At 46.5% G+C, this 15,586-nt stretch carries 12 protein-coding genes; 5 read left to right on the forward strand and 7 right to left on the reverse strand.

Annotated features, from left to right (window positions below; translation table 11 throughout):
* Window positions 1-38: 38 nt before the first annotated feature.
* Window positions 39-2,792, reverse strand: coding sequence for a phosphoenolpyruvate carboxylase (ppc, locus tag B0680_RS02445; protein ID WP_143821327.1), 2,754 nt, complete (start codon window positions 2,790-2,792; stop codon window positions 39-41).
* A 404-nt stretch (window positions 2,793-3,196) separates the two neighbouring features.
* On the opposite strand from ppc, the gene B0680_RS02450 reads away from it, so the two are divergent.
* Window positions 3,197-3,631 carry a MarR family winged helix-turn-helix transcriptional regulator gene (locus B0680_RS02450; protein ID WP_078253456.1) on the forward strand — a complete coding sequence of 145 codons (435 nt, stop codon included), beginning with the start codon at window positions 3,197-3,199 and terminating at the stop codon, window positions 3,629-3,631.
* Window positions 3,624-4,523, forward strand: a complete 900-nt coding sequence (locus B0680_RS02455) for an ABC transporter six-transmembrane domain-containing protein (protein WP_143821328.1) — start codon at window positions 3,624-3,626, stop codon at window positions 4,521-4,523. The genes B0680_RS02450 and B0680_RS02455 overlap by 8 nt, the downstream gene beginning before the upstream one ends.
* A gap of 84 nt (window positions 4,524-4,607) precedes the next feature.
* On the opposite strand, the gene B0680_RS02460 is transcribed toward B0680_RS02455, so the two are convergent.
* The 3 genes from B0680_RS02460 to B0680_RS02470 all read right to left on the reverse strand — a co-directional run bounded on the left by B0680_RS02460 (window position 4,608) and on the right by B0680_RS02470 (window position 7,044).
* Window positions 4,608-4,940 carry a DUF3144 domain-containing protein gene (locus tag B0680_RS02460; protein ID WP_078253457.1) on the reverse strand — a complete coding sequence of 111 codons (333 nt, stop codon included), beginning with the start codon at window positions 4,938-4,940 and terminating at the stop codon, window positions 4,608-4,610.
* Window positions 4,941-5,013: 73 nt separating this feature from the next.
* A complete protein-coding gene (gene metK, locus B0680_RS02465) occupies window positions 5,014-6,174 on the reverse strand; it encodes a methionine adenosyltransferase (RefSeq protein WP_078253458.1) in 1,161 nt (386 codons plus the stop codon).
* 210 nt (window positions 6,175-6,384) lie between these two features.
* On the reverse strand, window positions 6,385-7,044 hold the full coding sequence (locus B0680_RS02470) for a DUF2062 domain-containing protein (protein WP_078253459.1): 660 nt from the start codon (window positions 7,042-7,044) through the stop codon (window positions 6,385-6,387).
* A 218-nt stretch (window positions 7,045-7,262) separates the two neighbouring features.
* On the opposite strand from B0680_RS02470, the gene orn reads away from it, so the two are divergent.
* On the forward strand, window positions 7,263-7,850 hold the full coding sequence (gene orn, locus B0680_RS02475; RefSeq protein WP_078253460.1) for an oligoribonuclease: 588 nt from the start codon (window positions 7,263-7,265) through the stop codon (window positions 7,848-7,850).
* A 227-nt stretch (window positions 7,851-8,077) separates the two neighbouring features.
* Here orn and B0680_RS02480 read toward each other — a convergent pair whose 3' ends face one another.
* Window positions 8,078-8,872 carry a UDP-2,3-diacylglucosamine diphosphatase gene (locus B0680_RS02480; protein WP_078253461.1) on the reverse strand — a complete coding sequence of 265 codons (795 nt, stop codon included), beginning with the start codon at window positions 8,870-8,872 and terminating at the stop codon, window positions 8,078-8,080.
* Window positions 8,872-9,381, reverse strand: coding sequence for a peptidylprolyl isomerase (locus B0680_RS02485; RefSeq protein ID WP_078253462.1), 510 nt, complete (start codon window positions 9,379-9,381; stop codon window positions 8,872-8,874). Before B0680_RS02485 ends, B0680_RS02480 begins: the two co-directional genes overlap by 1 nt.
* Window positions 9,382-9,597: 216 nt before the next feature.
* Between B0680_RS02485 and B0680_RS02490 the strand changes: the two genes are divergently transcribed.
* Window positions 9,598-11,367, forward strand: coding sequence for a glutamine--tRNA ligase/YqeY domain fusion protein (locus B0680_RS02490; protein ID WP_078253553.1), 1,770 nt, complete (start codon window positions 9,598-9,600; stop codon window positions 11,365-11,367).
* Between the two features lie 138 nt (window positions 11,368-11,505).
* On the opposite strand, the gene ilvD is transcribed toward B0680_RS02490, so the two are convergent.
* Window positions 11,506-13,404, reverse strand: a complete 1,899-nt coding sequence (gene ilvD, locus B0680_RS02495; protein ID WP_078253463.1) for a dihydroxy-acid dehydratase — start codon at window positions 13,402-13,404, stop codon at window positions 11,506-11,508.
* 462 nt (window positions 13,405-13,866) lie between these two features.
* Between ilvD and B0680_RS02500 the strand changes: the two genes are divergently transcribed.
* Window positions 13,867-15,567 (forward strand): BCCT family transporter, encoded by a 1,701-nt coding sequence (locus tag B0680_RS02500; RefSeq protein ID WP_078253464.1) that lies wholly within the window; start codon window positions 13,867-13,869, stop codon window positions 15,565-15,567.
* Window positions 15,568-15,586 lie beyond the last annotated feature (19 nt).

The raw sequence follows: 15,586 nt of genomic DNA on the forward strand, positions 1-15,586 counted from the left end.
TTCTGCCTTTTGTGTTTATTAATAAGTCAATGGACTGATTAGCCCGTATTTCTCAAGCCTTGCGCCACGCCATTGATGGTCAGGTGAATCAGCTGTAATAAGCGGTCATCATCAAAGCCATCGGTGCGGTCAAGCGACTGCTCGCCACGACGCTCTTTGAGTAGTAGCACCTGTAGCCAGTTGAGTGCATTGAGATACGGTAGGCGTAGGGCTAATGAGCGAGCCAATGAGCGGTTGCCTGTCAGTACGGTGTCTTGCTCGGTCAGTTGTAGCAGAGCATTTTTACTGCGTGTGTATTCTGCTTCAATCATTGCATAGATGACATCGGCAGATGCTTTATCTTCGGCAAGCTCAACATAGGTCTTGGCGATGCTAAGGTCGGTTTTGGCAAGCACTTGTTCCATATTTGAGAGCATCGCATAAAAGAATGCGCTGTCTTTGGCATGGGCTTTTAGCTTAGCCAAATTACCATCATCCGCTTGAATCAGCGTCTCAATCGCCGTACCAAAGCCATACCAAGCCGGTAGCATTAGGCGGTTTTGCATCCATGAGAACACCCACGGAATCGCTCGCAAATCCTGAATGCGTGCCAAAGTCTTACGACTAGCAGGGCGAGAGCCGATGTTCAAGGTGGCAATCTCGGTGATTGGACTGGTTTGTAGGAAATAATCAATAAACGCAGGATGCTCAATCAGCGCACGATAATGAGTAAATGCTGATTCGGATAAATGTGACATCAGCTCAAAATCAGGCGTCATTGTCGCATTTGGCAAGATGGTTGCCTTGAGCGTCGCTGCGACAAGCACTTCTAGATTATGCTCAGCGTTATTGGCTTCGGCGTATTTGGCAGTGATGACTTCGCCTTGTTCGGTGATGCGGATTTGACCCGCCACCGAGCCTGCAGGCTGTGCCAAAATCGCTTCAAAAGACGGGCCACCACCACGACCGACACTGCCGCCACGACCGTGGAACAGACGCATTTGCACTTGATGTTTGGCAAAGATTTGCACCAGTTTTTCTTCGGCTTGATATAGTGACCATTGGCTGGTGACATAGCCACCATCTTTGTTGCTGTCGGAGTAGCCAAGCATGATTTCTTGGGTATTATCACGGCTTTTGAGCAGGCTTTGATACCACGGCTTGCCAAGCAGTTCATCCATCACGCCGATACAGTTTTGTAGTGCTTCGATGGTCTCAAACAGTGGCACGATATTTAGGCGTGATTTTGGACTGCCATTTTCGATATGTAGTAATCCCGTTTCTTTCATAATCAGTGCTAGGGCAAGCATATCGCTGATGGTTTCGCAGTTTGAGATGATGCTTTGGGAAATGGCAGTTTCGCCGTAGCGGTTCTTGATGTCCGCTGCCGCCAAAAAGATGTTCAGCTCTTTGGTGGTCTGCGCATCATACTCGACATATTGGCTATATAGTGGGCGAGCAGTGGCAAGCTCACGCAGTAGCACGCGCTGACGAGCAGGCTCAGATAGGCTCAGATAATCTTCCAAATCAGCGTGCTTGAACAAATCATGCACCGTCTCAGCGTGCACCTGTGCGTGCTGACGCAAATCCAGTGGCATCAGATAAAAGCCAAACACACTCACCGCACGCATCAAATCCTGCAGGCGACCTTGTGCCAGATACTCACTGCCATTTTGGGTCAATGAGCGGTGTAGCTTTTCCAAATCCGCCAAAAATTCAGCACTGTCTTGGTAGGCATCCGCCACCCCAAAGCGACAGCCATAATTTAGGTCAAAGCGATGACTAGTCGCTACGATACGAGCGGAAATCAGCGCCACCGCCAAGCGATACGGCTCTTCGGCGCGAGATAGCAGCTTTTCGGGAGAATTGGCAGCCATCTCAAGCACATCATCATTGACCTTGACACGGCGAATCGACAGCGGTAGCTCTTGGTACAGCTCGCCCAGCTGGTCACGATAATAATAAAACAGTGCCGCACTTTGACGCTTGAAGGCATGACGCAGGGTGTCAGCATCCACGAATGGGTTGCCATCACGGTCGCCACCAATCCAGCCACCGATGCGAATCACATCAGGCAGTGTGGTGTGCGGATAGCGTTCGCTAAGCTGATGACTTAGGCGGGCATATAGCTTGGGAATGGCTTGGAAAAAACTCAAATCAAAATACGCCACGCCATTGGTAATCTCATCGCTGACATTGATTTTGAAATGGCGAGTTTCATTGGTCTGCCATAGTGACAGTAGCACGGTTTTGATTTGTTCGGTCAGGCGATGTTTTTGGTAGCCGATGGCGTGCTGATGCTCGGTGAGCAGGGCGCGGATTTGGCGATGGAGCTTGAGCACACTTTGACGCTGTACTTCGGTCGGGTGAGCGGTCATCACCGCACTGATGGATAGCTTATCAAGCTGTTTTTGTAATTGGGTTGGGTTGATGCCTTTTTCTTCGATTTCGCCAAGCACACCGGCAAAGCTTGATGGGCTTGGTGTGCTCTCAAGCTGTTCATGGATTTGGCGGCGGCGTGCGTGGTGATGGTCTTCGGCGATGTTGAGCACTTGGGCGAATAGACTGCACGCACGGATGAGATTTTCGATTTGACGACTGTTGAGCTTTGGCAGAGCGTCCTTGATGATATGCTCAGGATTACCCCCTGCGATCAGCTGATCAATGGTATCAGCGACAATCGGTGAAGTTTGCTCTTTGAGCACATCCAATAGAATACGACCAAGCAGTTCGGTATCAGCGATGAGTGGTAGGTCTTTTTCTTGATCCAAAAATTCGTTAGGTGCTTTTGAAGGGCTAAGTTGCTTTGCCATAATTCATCTCCTGACAAGAGTAAACTTCAATATATAACAAATACTGATATTTTAATCAAAATTTATCATAATTCAATCTGATTAAACATTTTTTCATACTTAATAGGCATATTACACCAGTTTTATGAAATTTTAAAGCCGTAATCGCACAAAAATATGCAAGTGATTTGCCAACATCCGTTGATGGCTATCTCCTTAAATAATCACAACTATTCATATTATGCATAATATAACCATCAAAAGTCGCAATTTGCCACGAATAATTATGCAAATTATACATATTAAAGCCATTATAACAACCCGAATGATAATAAAAATAGTAAATTTTAATACTAATTTTCTTGCTATTTAAAAATTTATGCGTATAATACCGTCCAATATTTAGTAACTATTGGGACTATTTTATGAATTATTTTGACGAATTGGGCAATCGTATTGGTGAAATTGACGGCACGGTTAATCAATGGATAAACAAATTAGGCTTAAGCTATAACCATTTTGCGGTACTGTATTGTCTGGCAAATGCCCAAGATGGACAATGTACCCAAAAACACATTTGCGATGAATGGTATTTGCCAAAACAAACAGTCTTTAATATTTGTAAAGAATATAAAGAAAAAGGCTGGATTGAATTTAGCGAAAGCCCAACTGATAAACGAGAAAAAATCTTGCATTTAACTCAAACTGGGCAAGCCTATGCCGAACCTATTTTGCAAAAAACTCAAGCAATTAGCGAACAAGCATTTGCTAAGTTTGGCGAAAGAAAAACCAAACAATTATTTACTTTAATGCAAGAGTTTTCTAATATTTTTCAACAACATATTGATAAGTATGAATAACGCACAACGGCTGACCCTTGAGCCAAATGTACTGCGTACACTCAAAAGCATTGCCGTTCAACATAAAAAACGCCTAGCAATGACCTTTGGTTTAGTGATGGCAGAAAATTTACTGCTCCTACTCTATCCTTTGGTCGGTAGTTTTGCGGTCAATGCGGTATTACAAGGCAATTTGGTTTCTGCTTTGGCGTATGCGGTGATGGTGCTGATTATTTGGGCGGTCGGTTCTGCACGGCGAGCAGTCGATACAAGGGCATTTACTCGTATTTATAGCGAACTTGCGGTGCCTGTGATTGTGAATCAACGGCTTAAAGGCTTTGATACATCAACCACAACCGCTCGTGTGGCATTATCTCGTGAGTTTGTCAATTTTTTTGAACAGCATTTGCCGATTTTAATCACATCGCTATTTTCCATTATTGGAGCGGTGGTGATGTTATTATTGATTGAATTTTGGTCGGGTGTCGTGGCATTGTTGATTGTACTTGGGTTTGGGCTGATTTTACCAAAGTTTATCAAAGCCAATGATGGCTTGTATTTTAAACTCAATAATCGCCTTGAAAAAGAAGTGGATTGTGTGGAGCGTGCTAATCCGTACGAACTCATCAAACATTATCGCTTGGTGGAAAGATTACGCATTTTGATTTCTAATCGTGAAGCCTTGAGTTTTTTGTGTATTGGCGTGGCGATGTGTGTGTTATTTGGGGTTACGCTGACCGTGCTAACACTAACAAAAGGCGTAACCACTGGGCATATTTATGCGGTGATTACTTATCTGTGGACGTTTGCTATTAGTCTTGATGATATGCCAAGATTGGTGGAAGAATTGTCCAAATTAAAAGATATTGGTAAACGGGTGGAAGTTGGACAAGATACCGTGCCAAGTTATTGATAAACCACAAAAAAGCTGTTCAATGCGAACAGCTTTTTTGGATTTTGGTGATTGATAACCGTTTGGCTGATTTAGCCATTGGGCTTAGCCATTAGATTTAGCAAGATTGGTATATTTGTCAAAGTTTTCGATATACTGGTCAAGGTTCTCTGACAGCATTTGTTGGTATTTTTCGGTGTAGAATTTGATGATGTCATCTTTTTCTTTTGCCAAATCACTACCCTTAACAAAGCCGATGGTCGCAGCCGATACCGCAAAGCGAGCAGCGGCGTAGTTTAGGCTGGCAGCGACTTGTCCTGCGTGTGATTGTGGACTTAGCTGACTGTTGGCAAGATTAATCACCGCATCTGCTCGCTCAAAAAACGCATTCATCTGCGCTTGAAATTCTTGTTCGTTAAATTCTGGTTTGTCGCTCATGATGATTTCCTAATAAAAAAGCCTTAGAACACGAGTATTCTAAGGCTTTTGGATGTGCTAAGCAAGCGTTTGATTAAATTGCGTTGCGTAGTAGTTCGGCTTTGTCGGTACGCTCCCAAGTAAAGGCAGTGTCCGAGCCTGTACGACCAAAGTGACCGTAGCTTGCAGTGATTTCATACATTGGCTGCAATAGATCCAGCATACGAGTGATGCCGTATGGGCGTAGGTCAAAGTGCGCACGGATCAGTTTTACGATGTCGTTATCACTGATTTTACCAGTATTAAAGGTATTCACCGAAATCGAAGTCGGCTCAGCGACACCGATGGCATAGCTCACCTGCACTTCACAGCGATCAGCTAGGCCTGCTGCGACGATGTTTTTGGCGACATAACGACCAGCATAGGCGGCTGAGCGATCCACTTTTGATGGGTCTTTGCCACTGAATGCGCCACCGCCATGACGAGCCATACCGCCGTAGGTGTCGACGATGATTTTACGACCGGTTAAGCCTGCATCACCGACAGGGCCGCCGATAACGAATTTGCCCGTTGGGTTGATGTGATATAGCGTGTCTTTGTGTAGTAGCTCAGCTGGGATGACTTTTTTGATGATTTCTTCCATCACAGCTTCGTGTAGGTCAGCTTGGCTGATCTCAGGGCTGTGCTGAGTGGAGAGTACGACGGCATCGACGGCAAATGGCTTGTGATTGGCATCATAATGCATGGTCAGCTGAGCCTTAGCATCTGGGCGTAGCCATGGCAATGTGCCATTTTTACGAAGTTCAGCTTGACGCTCCATTAAGCGGTGTGATAGCTGAATCGGTGCTGGCATCAGTACATCGGTTTCGTTGGTGGCATAGCCAAACATCAGACCCTGATCGCCTGCGCCTTGATCTTCTGGGCGTGAGCGATCGACGCCTTGGGCGATTTCGGGTGATTGCTTACCAATCATATTGATGACGGCACAAGTTGAGCCATCAAAGCCAAGATCAGAGTGGTTGTAGCCGATCTTATTAACGGTATCACGCACGATGCTCTCAACATCGATGTTGGCGTGTGTGCTGATTTCACCTGCCAATACCACTGCCCCTGTTTTTACCAAGGTTTCACACGCCACACGAGCGTCTTTGTCTTGGGTCAAGATGGCATCAAGCAAGGCATCAGAGATTTGGTCAGCCATCTTATCTGGATGACCTTCACTCACTGATTCTGAAGTAAATACGGAGTAGTTCATAAGATTTCACTTAATAAAAAAATAAAAAAATGTGCGATTCTGGTGGCTTTTTTAGGCTTGACAGAATAAATACCCATCCGCACGGCAAATTTCATCAAACTCAATAGGTATTTGGCGGAAAATTATACGCCATTTATGAGCAAAAGACTAATGAAAAATTTTCATATCCATAGGCAAGATATCGGATATAAGGTGCGATAAGGGATGGGATTAAATAGAAAAATCGTTATCCGATGACTGCTGTGTCTGTTGTGTGTGTTGATTGCGCAGTTTGTCCCGCAGTTTATGACCTTTTTGGCTGCTGAATTTGGGTGCTTTGGCGTTGTAGCCGTGGCGTGCTTGCCAATCTCGCACCGTGCGATAGTGCCAAAATAAGCGAAAAGCAATACCAAGTACGATACTGGTAATAATAGCAGATAGGACAAGCCCAACCACCATCGCCTGCCACGAAAAAATCTTGTGATGGGTAAAAGGATTTACACCATCAGCTGTCACCCACAGCGTCAAATCGGTCAAAATCATGCCAATGGCACGCAGTCCGATGAGTGGCTCACCAAGTAGCAGTGCACCCAATGAATACGCAAGCCAAAACACAGGAATACCTGTCAAAGGATTGGTAATCCAAGTCAAAGCGACTGCCATCGGGATGTTGGCACGAGCAATCAATGCGCCGATGATGGCAAGTGGCATCTGACCAGGTAAAGGAAAAAATGCTGCCAAAACACCGACATACACCGCACGATTGAGCGAGTTGCGGTTCATCTGCCATAGGCGTGGGTCTGCCAAAAACGGCGCAAACATCGCCACCAAGCGATTTTCACGCAATTTTTCAGGTGTGGGTAGCCAGGCTTTGATTTTATTCTTTGGCATGGGCTGTCGGCAACATGGATAAAGTGGAGATTATAACAAAATTTTTGCCACAAAACGACTGCTAAGCGTTGCTTTTTGGTAATTTATCCTGACGGCTCATTCATCATGCATTGGATTAATGGTGCGTGCATGGTGATGGTGGTGTCGTTACCTTTGATTGTCTATTGGTGATTATGACTTGGCTGTGATACAATGCATGGATTGAATAAGGATAGTATATGACTGATAAAATCAAAATCGCCACCCCAAAGCCGTCTGCCAAAGCCAAAAAAGCACTGATTTGGATTGACCTTGAGATGACGGGGCTGGATACTCAACACGATGAAATCATCGAGATTGCCACCATTGTCACCGATGATGACCTAAATATCCTAGCCGAAGGGCCAGTACTCGCCATCAAAGTCAGCGATGTGGTGCTAAACGGCATGGATGACTGGAACAAGACACAGCATGGGCAGTCAGGGCTGATTGACCGTGTACGCCGTAGTAAGGTGACTTTGGCGGATGCTGAAGCACAGACCATTGAATTTCTATCAAAATGGGTGGATGCGGGCATCTCGCCGATGTGTGGCAACTCCATCTGCCAAGACCGTCGTTTTTTGGCTCGCCAAATGCCAACGCTTGAGCGATATTTCCACTATCGCAACCTAGATGTCTCAAGTATCAAAGAGCTGTGCTATCGCTGGCGTCCTGATGTCGCTAATGGCTACCAAAAAGGCGGTGCACATCTAGCGCTTGATGATATTCGTGATTCGATTCGTGAACTGCGCCATTATCGTGAGCATTTTTTTAAGTTGTTGGATTAAGATTTTTAAATTAGCAAAATTAGCAAAATTAGCAAAATTAGCAAAATTAGCAAAATTAGCAAAATTAATATAAGCTACTTGATTGAATAATGCGTATCTTGCGAAAAAGCGAATGGCTGATGGCTGTTCGCTTTTTTTTGATGAATAAAGTAAATGGCAAAAGTGGCAAAATACACCAAATCTATTTTGCTGATAATGACAGCCAAAGGCTTAATTAGCAGTGTTTTTTACGCACTAAAACTTGCCAACATAATTTCATCACCAATTAATAGCCCAATTTCTGCCGTGATGTGTTTGCCATCATCTCGCCAGTCGCTAAGCACGATGCGAGTTTTATCATTCATCTGATGTACGGCAGGGCGGTGCGTGTGCCCGTGGATAAGTCGCGTACAGTCTCTCATAGCATGGCGCACGGTATCGTCATTGACATCCATGATGGTGTAGGATTTGGATGCTTTGTCTTGGCTGGATTTGTTTTTGATGTCTTGCCCGAGCTTTGAGCGGATGGATAGGGGTAGGCGTAGTAGTAGCCACAGCACCACAGGATGGCGGATGATGGCACGGTATTGCTGATATTTGGTGTCGTCGGTGCATAGTGCATCGCCATGCTCTAGGCGGATGCGTGCTTGTGGTGTGGTCAGATAATACGGTTCGCTGATGATAGCACCGCCAAAGACTTTGGTCAGGCGATTGGACAGCGTAAAATCACGATTGCCATGCATGACAAAGAGTTGCACCCGTTTATCCGCCAATTTTTTTAGGCTCATCAGCACGGGTGTCAGCCAGTGCTTGGCTTTGGCAGTCTCATCAAGCGATAAATACACATCATCGCCAATCCATGCATCTAGCCAATCGCCCAAAATATAGACGCTGCCAAGATTTGGCAAAACGCACAAATCATCAATCAGCTGAATGAATGCACGGCACAAGCGGGGCGTGCGTGCCGATAAGTGCAAATCACTAACAAAAACCGCCTGAATTTCAGACGGCTTTGTGGTAAAAAAATAATCAGTCGAATGCATTATTTCTTAACGACTTTGGCGCTGTTGATGACGATTGGCTCTGTCGGTACATCGGCATGATAACCAAAGCGACCTGTTGGCACGCCTTTGATTTGGTTCACGACATCCATACCTTCGATGACTTGACCGAATACCGCATAGCCCCAGCCTTGTGGCGTTGGGCTGGTGTAGTTTAGAAAATCGTTGTCACGCACATTAATAAAAAACTGCGCAGTTGCTGAATGTGGGTCAGAAGTGCGAGCCATAGCGATTGTGCCGGTGTTGTTTTTTAGGCCGTTGTCCGCTTCGTTTTTGATTGGCGTGCCAGTGCGTTTTTCGTTCATGTTGGCGTCCATACCGCCACCTTGAATCATAAAGCCATCAATCACACGGTGAAAAATCAAGCCGTCATAATGACCTGACTCAACATAATCGATGAAGTTGGCAACGGTTACAGGCGCTTTTTCGGCGTTTAGCTCGATGACGATGTTACCATAAGTGGTGTCAAATTCTACAATTGGCATATCCATGACAAATCCTTAAAGTGAGTGAAAATTTCGGCTATTATAGCACAGTTGTCCGATAAATATGGGGATGATTTTGATGATTTAAAGAATTAATCCGCCAAGAAATGATTAAGCAAAATTGCTGATTAAATTGCTGATTAAACAGATGAAAAATCATGCCAATTATGCTAAAGTATTAAGGTTTATTTTGTGTTTATTGATAATAATTTGGACAAACAGATGACAACTGCTAACGAGTTACCCGAAAAAAACGACTTTATCCGAGCCATCATCCGTGATGACCTACAATCAGGCAAGCACGAGCGTATTTTGACCCGCTTTCCGCCCGAGCCGAATGGCTATTTACACATCGGTCATGTCAAATCCATCTGCCTAAACTTCGGCGTGGCAGGCGAGTTTGGTGGTGCGTGTAATCTGCGCTTTGACGACACCAACCCAACTGCCGAAAAACAAGACTATGTCGATGGCATCAAAGAAGATGTCAAATGGCTGGGCTTTGAATGGGCGGGCGATGTGCGTTATGCGTCAAGCTACTTTGAGCAGCTGCACGCTTGGGCGGTACAGCTGATTAAGCAAGGCGATGCCTATGTGGACTTACAAAGCATCGATGAAATTCGTGCCAATCGTGGCTCATTCACCGAAGTGGGCAAGCCATCACCACAGCGTGATGAGAGCGTTGAAGTGAATTTGGCTCGCTTTGATGACATGAAAAACGGCAAATATCCTGACGGCGGTGCGGTACTGCGTGCCAAGATTGATATGGCACACCCAAACATGAATATGCGTGACCCTGTCATCTATCGTGTGATGCACGCCCATCACCATCAGACAGGCGATGACTGGTGCATCTATCCGATGTATGACTTTGCTCATCCGCTGTCGGATGCGCTCGAAGGTATTACCCATTCGCTGTGTACACTTGAGTTTGAGGACCATCGCCCGTTTTATGATTGGGTGATTGAGAAAGTGGGCTTTAAAAACCCGCCACATCAGTATGAATTTAGCCGTCTGAATATTGATCATACCTTGACCAGTAAGCGTAAACTTAAGCGCCTCGTGGATATGGGCGTGGTGTCAGGCTGGGATGATCCGCGTATGCCGACGGTGGCAGGTATGCGCCGTCGTGGTTATACGCCTGAGGGCTTGCGTGATTTTTGTGAGCGTGTGGGCATCACTAAGTCTGATGGTCTGGTGGATCATCGTATGCTTGAATTTAGCGTGCGTAAATCACTCGAAGACACTACCGCTCGTGGCATGGCGGTGCTGCGTCCGCTGAAGGTGACGATTACCAACTTTGATGAAGCGGTGGCAAAATTTGCTGAACTTAAAAACCCAAAAACCGTCGCTGACTTTGATGGTGAAGTGCTATGGCTGACGCAGCCAAAGCATCCGACACTTGACATGGGTGAACGCCGTATTCCATTTACCAAGACCATCTATATCGACCAGACTGACTTTGAAGTCGTGCCACCGGCAGGCTACAAGCGCCTATCGCCCGAAAATCCTGAAATCCGCCTGCGTAATAGCTATGTGCTCAAGGTCAATGAACATAAGGTAGATGAAGCAGGTCAAGTGGTTGAGCTGATTGCCACCATCGATGAAAATACACTGGGTAACAACCCAGAAGGTCGCAAAGTCAAAGGTGTCATCCACTGGGTATCAGCCAGTCATGGCGTCGATGCGGTGGTGCGTCTGTATGAGCATCTACTGCTCGAAGATGATGAAATCAGCGATGTCAGCCTACACGAAAAAGAAATCATCGATGCCGACACTGATGCTGATACGCTATGGATTAAACAGCATCTAAATCCAAATTCACTCACCATCTGCCAAGCGGTGGTTGAGCCTGATTTGGCAAAAGCGGCGGCAGGCGAGCATTTCCAATTCGAGCGTGAAAGCTATTTTATCGCTGATGCCATCGAGCACAATGCCGATTTGCCGGTATTTAACCAAATCGTCGGGCTAAAAGACAGCTTTAAGCCTGAATGATGTGGTCGTTTATTTTACAGTTAAGTGAATACCACAAAAGCCTTATTCGGATGGATAAGGCTTTTGTTTTTCTAGGTGAAAAAAATCAAGCCATCATCTGATGACTTGATTTGTATTGATATCAATCAATTGAATAATTTACTCAACCTGACTGACATCACGCACCGCACCCGTATCGGCAGATGTTGCCATCGCTGCATAGGCACGCAACGCTTGTGAGACATAGCGTTCACGATTGGCAGGTTTCCACGCCATCTTGCCACGAGTTTCCATCGCTTCACGGCGTTTTGCCAATTCTTCATCTGACACATCCAAATGAATACTACGATTTGGAATATCAATATGAATGGTGTCAAATTCTTCCACCAAGCCAATCGCACCGCCTTCGGCAGCTTCAGGGCTGGCATGACCGATAGACAGACCTGATGTGCCCCCGCTGAAGCGACCATCGGTGAGTAAGGCGCAGGCTTTGCCTAAGCCTTTTGATTTGAGATATGAAGTTGGGTAGAGCATCTCTTGCATGCCAGGGCCACCTTTTGGGCCTTCGTAGCGGATGATGACGATGTCACCAGCGACGATTTGGTCGTCTAGGATAGCAGCGACAGCAGAGTCTTGGCTCTCAAAGACACGGGCACGGCCAGTGAATTTTAGGATGCTCTCGTCCACGCCTGCAGTCTTGACCACACAGCCGCGCTCGGCGATATTGCCAAATAGCACCGCAAGTCCGCCGTCTTGGGAATAGGCGTGCTCACGGCTACGGATACAGCCTGACTCACGATTGACATCAAGATTTGACCAGACTTTATTTTGGCTAAAGGCTTGGGTGGTGCGTACGCCACCTGGTGCTGCGATATACAGCTCACGAGCTTCGGTATTGTCAGGGTTCATGATGTCCCACTTGGCAAGCGCATCGGCAAGCGTCGCACTGTGGACGGTTGGCACATCAGTCTGTAGCAGTCCTGCACGGTCAAGCTCGGCTAGAATACCCATCACGCCACCAGCACGGTGCACATCTTCCATGTGGTATTTTTGGGTGGCAGGGGCGACTTTTGATAGGCAAGGCACTTGACGAGATAGGCGGTCAATGTCTGCCATCTTAAAGTCCACGCCTGCTTCGTTGGCGGCGGCCAGTAGATGCAAGATGGTATTGGTCGAGCCACCCATAGCGATGTCTAGGCTCATGGCGTTCTCATAAGCGGCTTTGGTAGCGATTGAGCGGGGTAGCACAGATGCGTCGTCTTGTTCATAATAACGCTTGGCAAGCTCAACGATACGGCGACCGGCTTCCAAGAACAAATCACGACGCTTGGCATGAGTGGCAAGCAGTGAGCCATTGCCCGGTAGTGATAGACCAAGCGCTTCGGTTAGGCAGTTCATTGAGTTAGCGGTGAACATCCCTGAGCACGAGCCGCAAGTCGGGCACGCTGAGCGTTCGGTCGTGGCGACATCGCTATCACTGATTAAATCATCAGCGGCATCAATCATCGCATCGACTAGGTCAAGCTTACGCACCTTTTGACCATTATCATCGGTCACTGTCTCATGCACGGTATGACCATCGCCAAGCGTGCTTGCTAGCACCTTGCCTGCTTCCATCGGGCCACCTGAGACAAAGATGGTTGGGATATTTAGGCGCATGGCAGCCATCAGCATCCCTGGGGTGATTTTATCGCAGTTTGAGATACAGACTAGCGCATCAGCACAGTGAGCATTGACCATGTACTCGACACTATCAGCAATCAAATCACGGCTTGGCAAGCTATACAGCATACCGCCATGACCCATAGCGATACCATCATCGACAGCGATGGTGTTAAATTCTTTGGCGACACCGCCAGCCGCTTCGATTTCACGAGCGACCAGTTGACCTAAGTCTTTTAGGTGCACATGACCGGGGACGAACTGCGTAAATGAGTTGGCGATGGCGATGATTGGCTTGTTAAAATCGTCATCCGTCATACCGGTGGCACGCCATAGCGCACGAGCGCCTGCCATATTGCGACCAGCGGTAGAAGTCTTGGAGCGATAAACTGGCATAATCTGTCTTCCTATATTATTTGCCGATGAGGGCAGTGGGTAAATTATCACTTATTTTAGCATTTTTATTGACAAAATGATGCTTGATTTTGTTTGCTATTGTCATAAATTTTGGTTATCAATTGGTAGAAGTTGTCGGACAGATGGCAGGTTATTTATAAATTTTATTGATAAATTACAAAATAAAAACAAACTTTTATATGTCCAAAAATTGCCCCAATTTTCAATCACTTATCGGATAGTACAATATCAAATGTGACTGGTTAATCAGATATATTGTATCATAAAATTTGCAATCGTTTGATTTTATTGATAATCTGTATTTCTACTTAGCGAGGTTTTCAGATAGATTTTTAGTTGTATTTTTTCGGCAGTGACGCTGATTGATAGATTTATTGGAAAGTATCAATAATACAACTAAAAGTCCATCATCATCCACCAACAGATTGATGGGATAGTTTTATGAATAACACAAAAAATCAGTCCACCGCACCACCGATAGCGCATCAAGCGGACACAGTACGACACGGCGTGACGATATCCAAATTTGGTATCTTTCCTAAGGTAAGTGTGCCTGTATTTGCCATTTCAGCAGCGCTGATTGTAGTTTTTATGCTGTATGGGGCGGTATTTAGTGAGCACGCAGGGCAGCTGTTTGGACAGGTGCAGTCGCTGATTAGCACGCATTTTGGTTTTGTACTGATTATTTTGATGAATACGGCGCTTGTGTTTTGTGTGTATCTAGGCTTTAGTCACTATGGTGATATTCGCCTAGGGCATCAGACGGAGACACCGCAGTATAGCTTTGGTTCGTGGATTGGGATGCTGTTCTCGGCAGGGATTGGTATTGGGCTATTGTACTGGGGTGTGGCTGAGCCCTTGTATCATTTTGTTGCACCACCTGTGGCGGATGCGCAGACGGTAGAAGCCGCCAAGCAGGCGATGCAGATTTCTTTTTTGCATTGGGGGCTACACGCTTGGGCGGTCTATGCGTTGGTGGCGTTGTCGCTTGCGTATTTTCATTATCGTCGTGGCTTGCCGTTATCCATCCGCTCGGTGCTGTTTCCCTTGATTGGTCAGCGCATCTATGGCGGCTGGGGTCATACGGTGGATATTTTGGCGGTGTTTGGCACGATTTTTGGGGTGGTGACAAGTCTGGGTCTTGGTGTGATGCAACTTGAGACAGGGCTTGTGCAGATGCTTGGTATCACACCAAGTCTGACGCTCAAGGTAGCACTGATTGCAGGGATTACCGCTTGTGCGGCGTTTTCGGTGATGGCAGGCTTGGATAAGGGTGTGAAGCGATTAAGCGACATCACCATCATTGTGACTTTGGCGCTGCTTGCTTTTATCGTCATCACAGGCCCGACGCAGTTTATTTTTGATAGTTTTGTTGAGAATATTGGCAATTATGCTGGCAATCTGATTACGCTTGGGCTATGGAATGAAGCTTATAGCGACAGCGATTGGCAGGCGAGTTGGACGGTGTTTTATTGGGCGTGGTGGGTGAGTTGGTCGCCATTTGTGGGTGTGTTTATCGCGCGTATTTCTCGTGGTCGTACCATTCGTGAGTTCTTGTTTGGCGTGCTGTTTGTGCCGATGTTACTGCTGTTCTTTTGGTTTACGGCATTTGGTGGCGTGGCGGTGCAGATGGCACTCGATGGCAACATAGGCTTGGTCGAAGCGGTACAAACCGATTATGGCAGTGCGATATTCAAGCTGATTGAACAGTATCCATTGACCAAAGGCTTGATGGTCGTGATTTTGATGATGATTGTGCTGTGGTTTGTGACATCGGCAGATAGTGCAAGCCTTGTTGTGGATATGCTGACTGCTGGTGGTGAGACTGACCCGCCGAAGGTTCAGCGACTGTTTTGGGTGACATCCGAAGGGGTGATGGCAGCGGTGCTACTGACCGCAGGTGGCTTGACGGCATTACAAGCGGCGGCGATTGTTGCTGGTGCACCGTTTGCCATCGTGGTGTTTGTGATGATGTACTGTCTATGGCGTGGCTTAGGGCGTGATAGATTGACCCTGTATCGCAATAGTCAATGGTATATCACCCAAGAGTCCGCCGAGCACAATTCGGCCAATGAACTGGCGGATGAGCATCTATTGACAGGGCCATTGGCGCTACCTGATGATACGGACAATAAAGCATAACAAGTACGCAAACCCAATG

Source organism: Moraxella pluranimalium (assembly GCF_002014825.1).
In the GTDB taxonomy this organism is placed as follows: Bacteria; Pseudomonadota; Gammaproteobacteria; order Pseudomonadales; family Moraxellaceae; genus Moraxella; species Moraxella pluranimalium.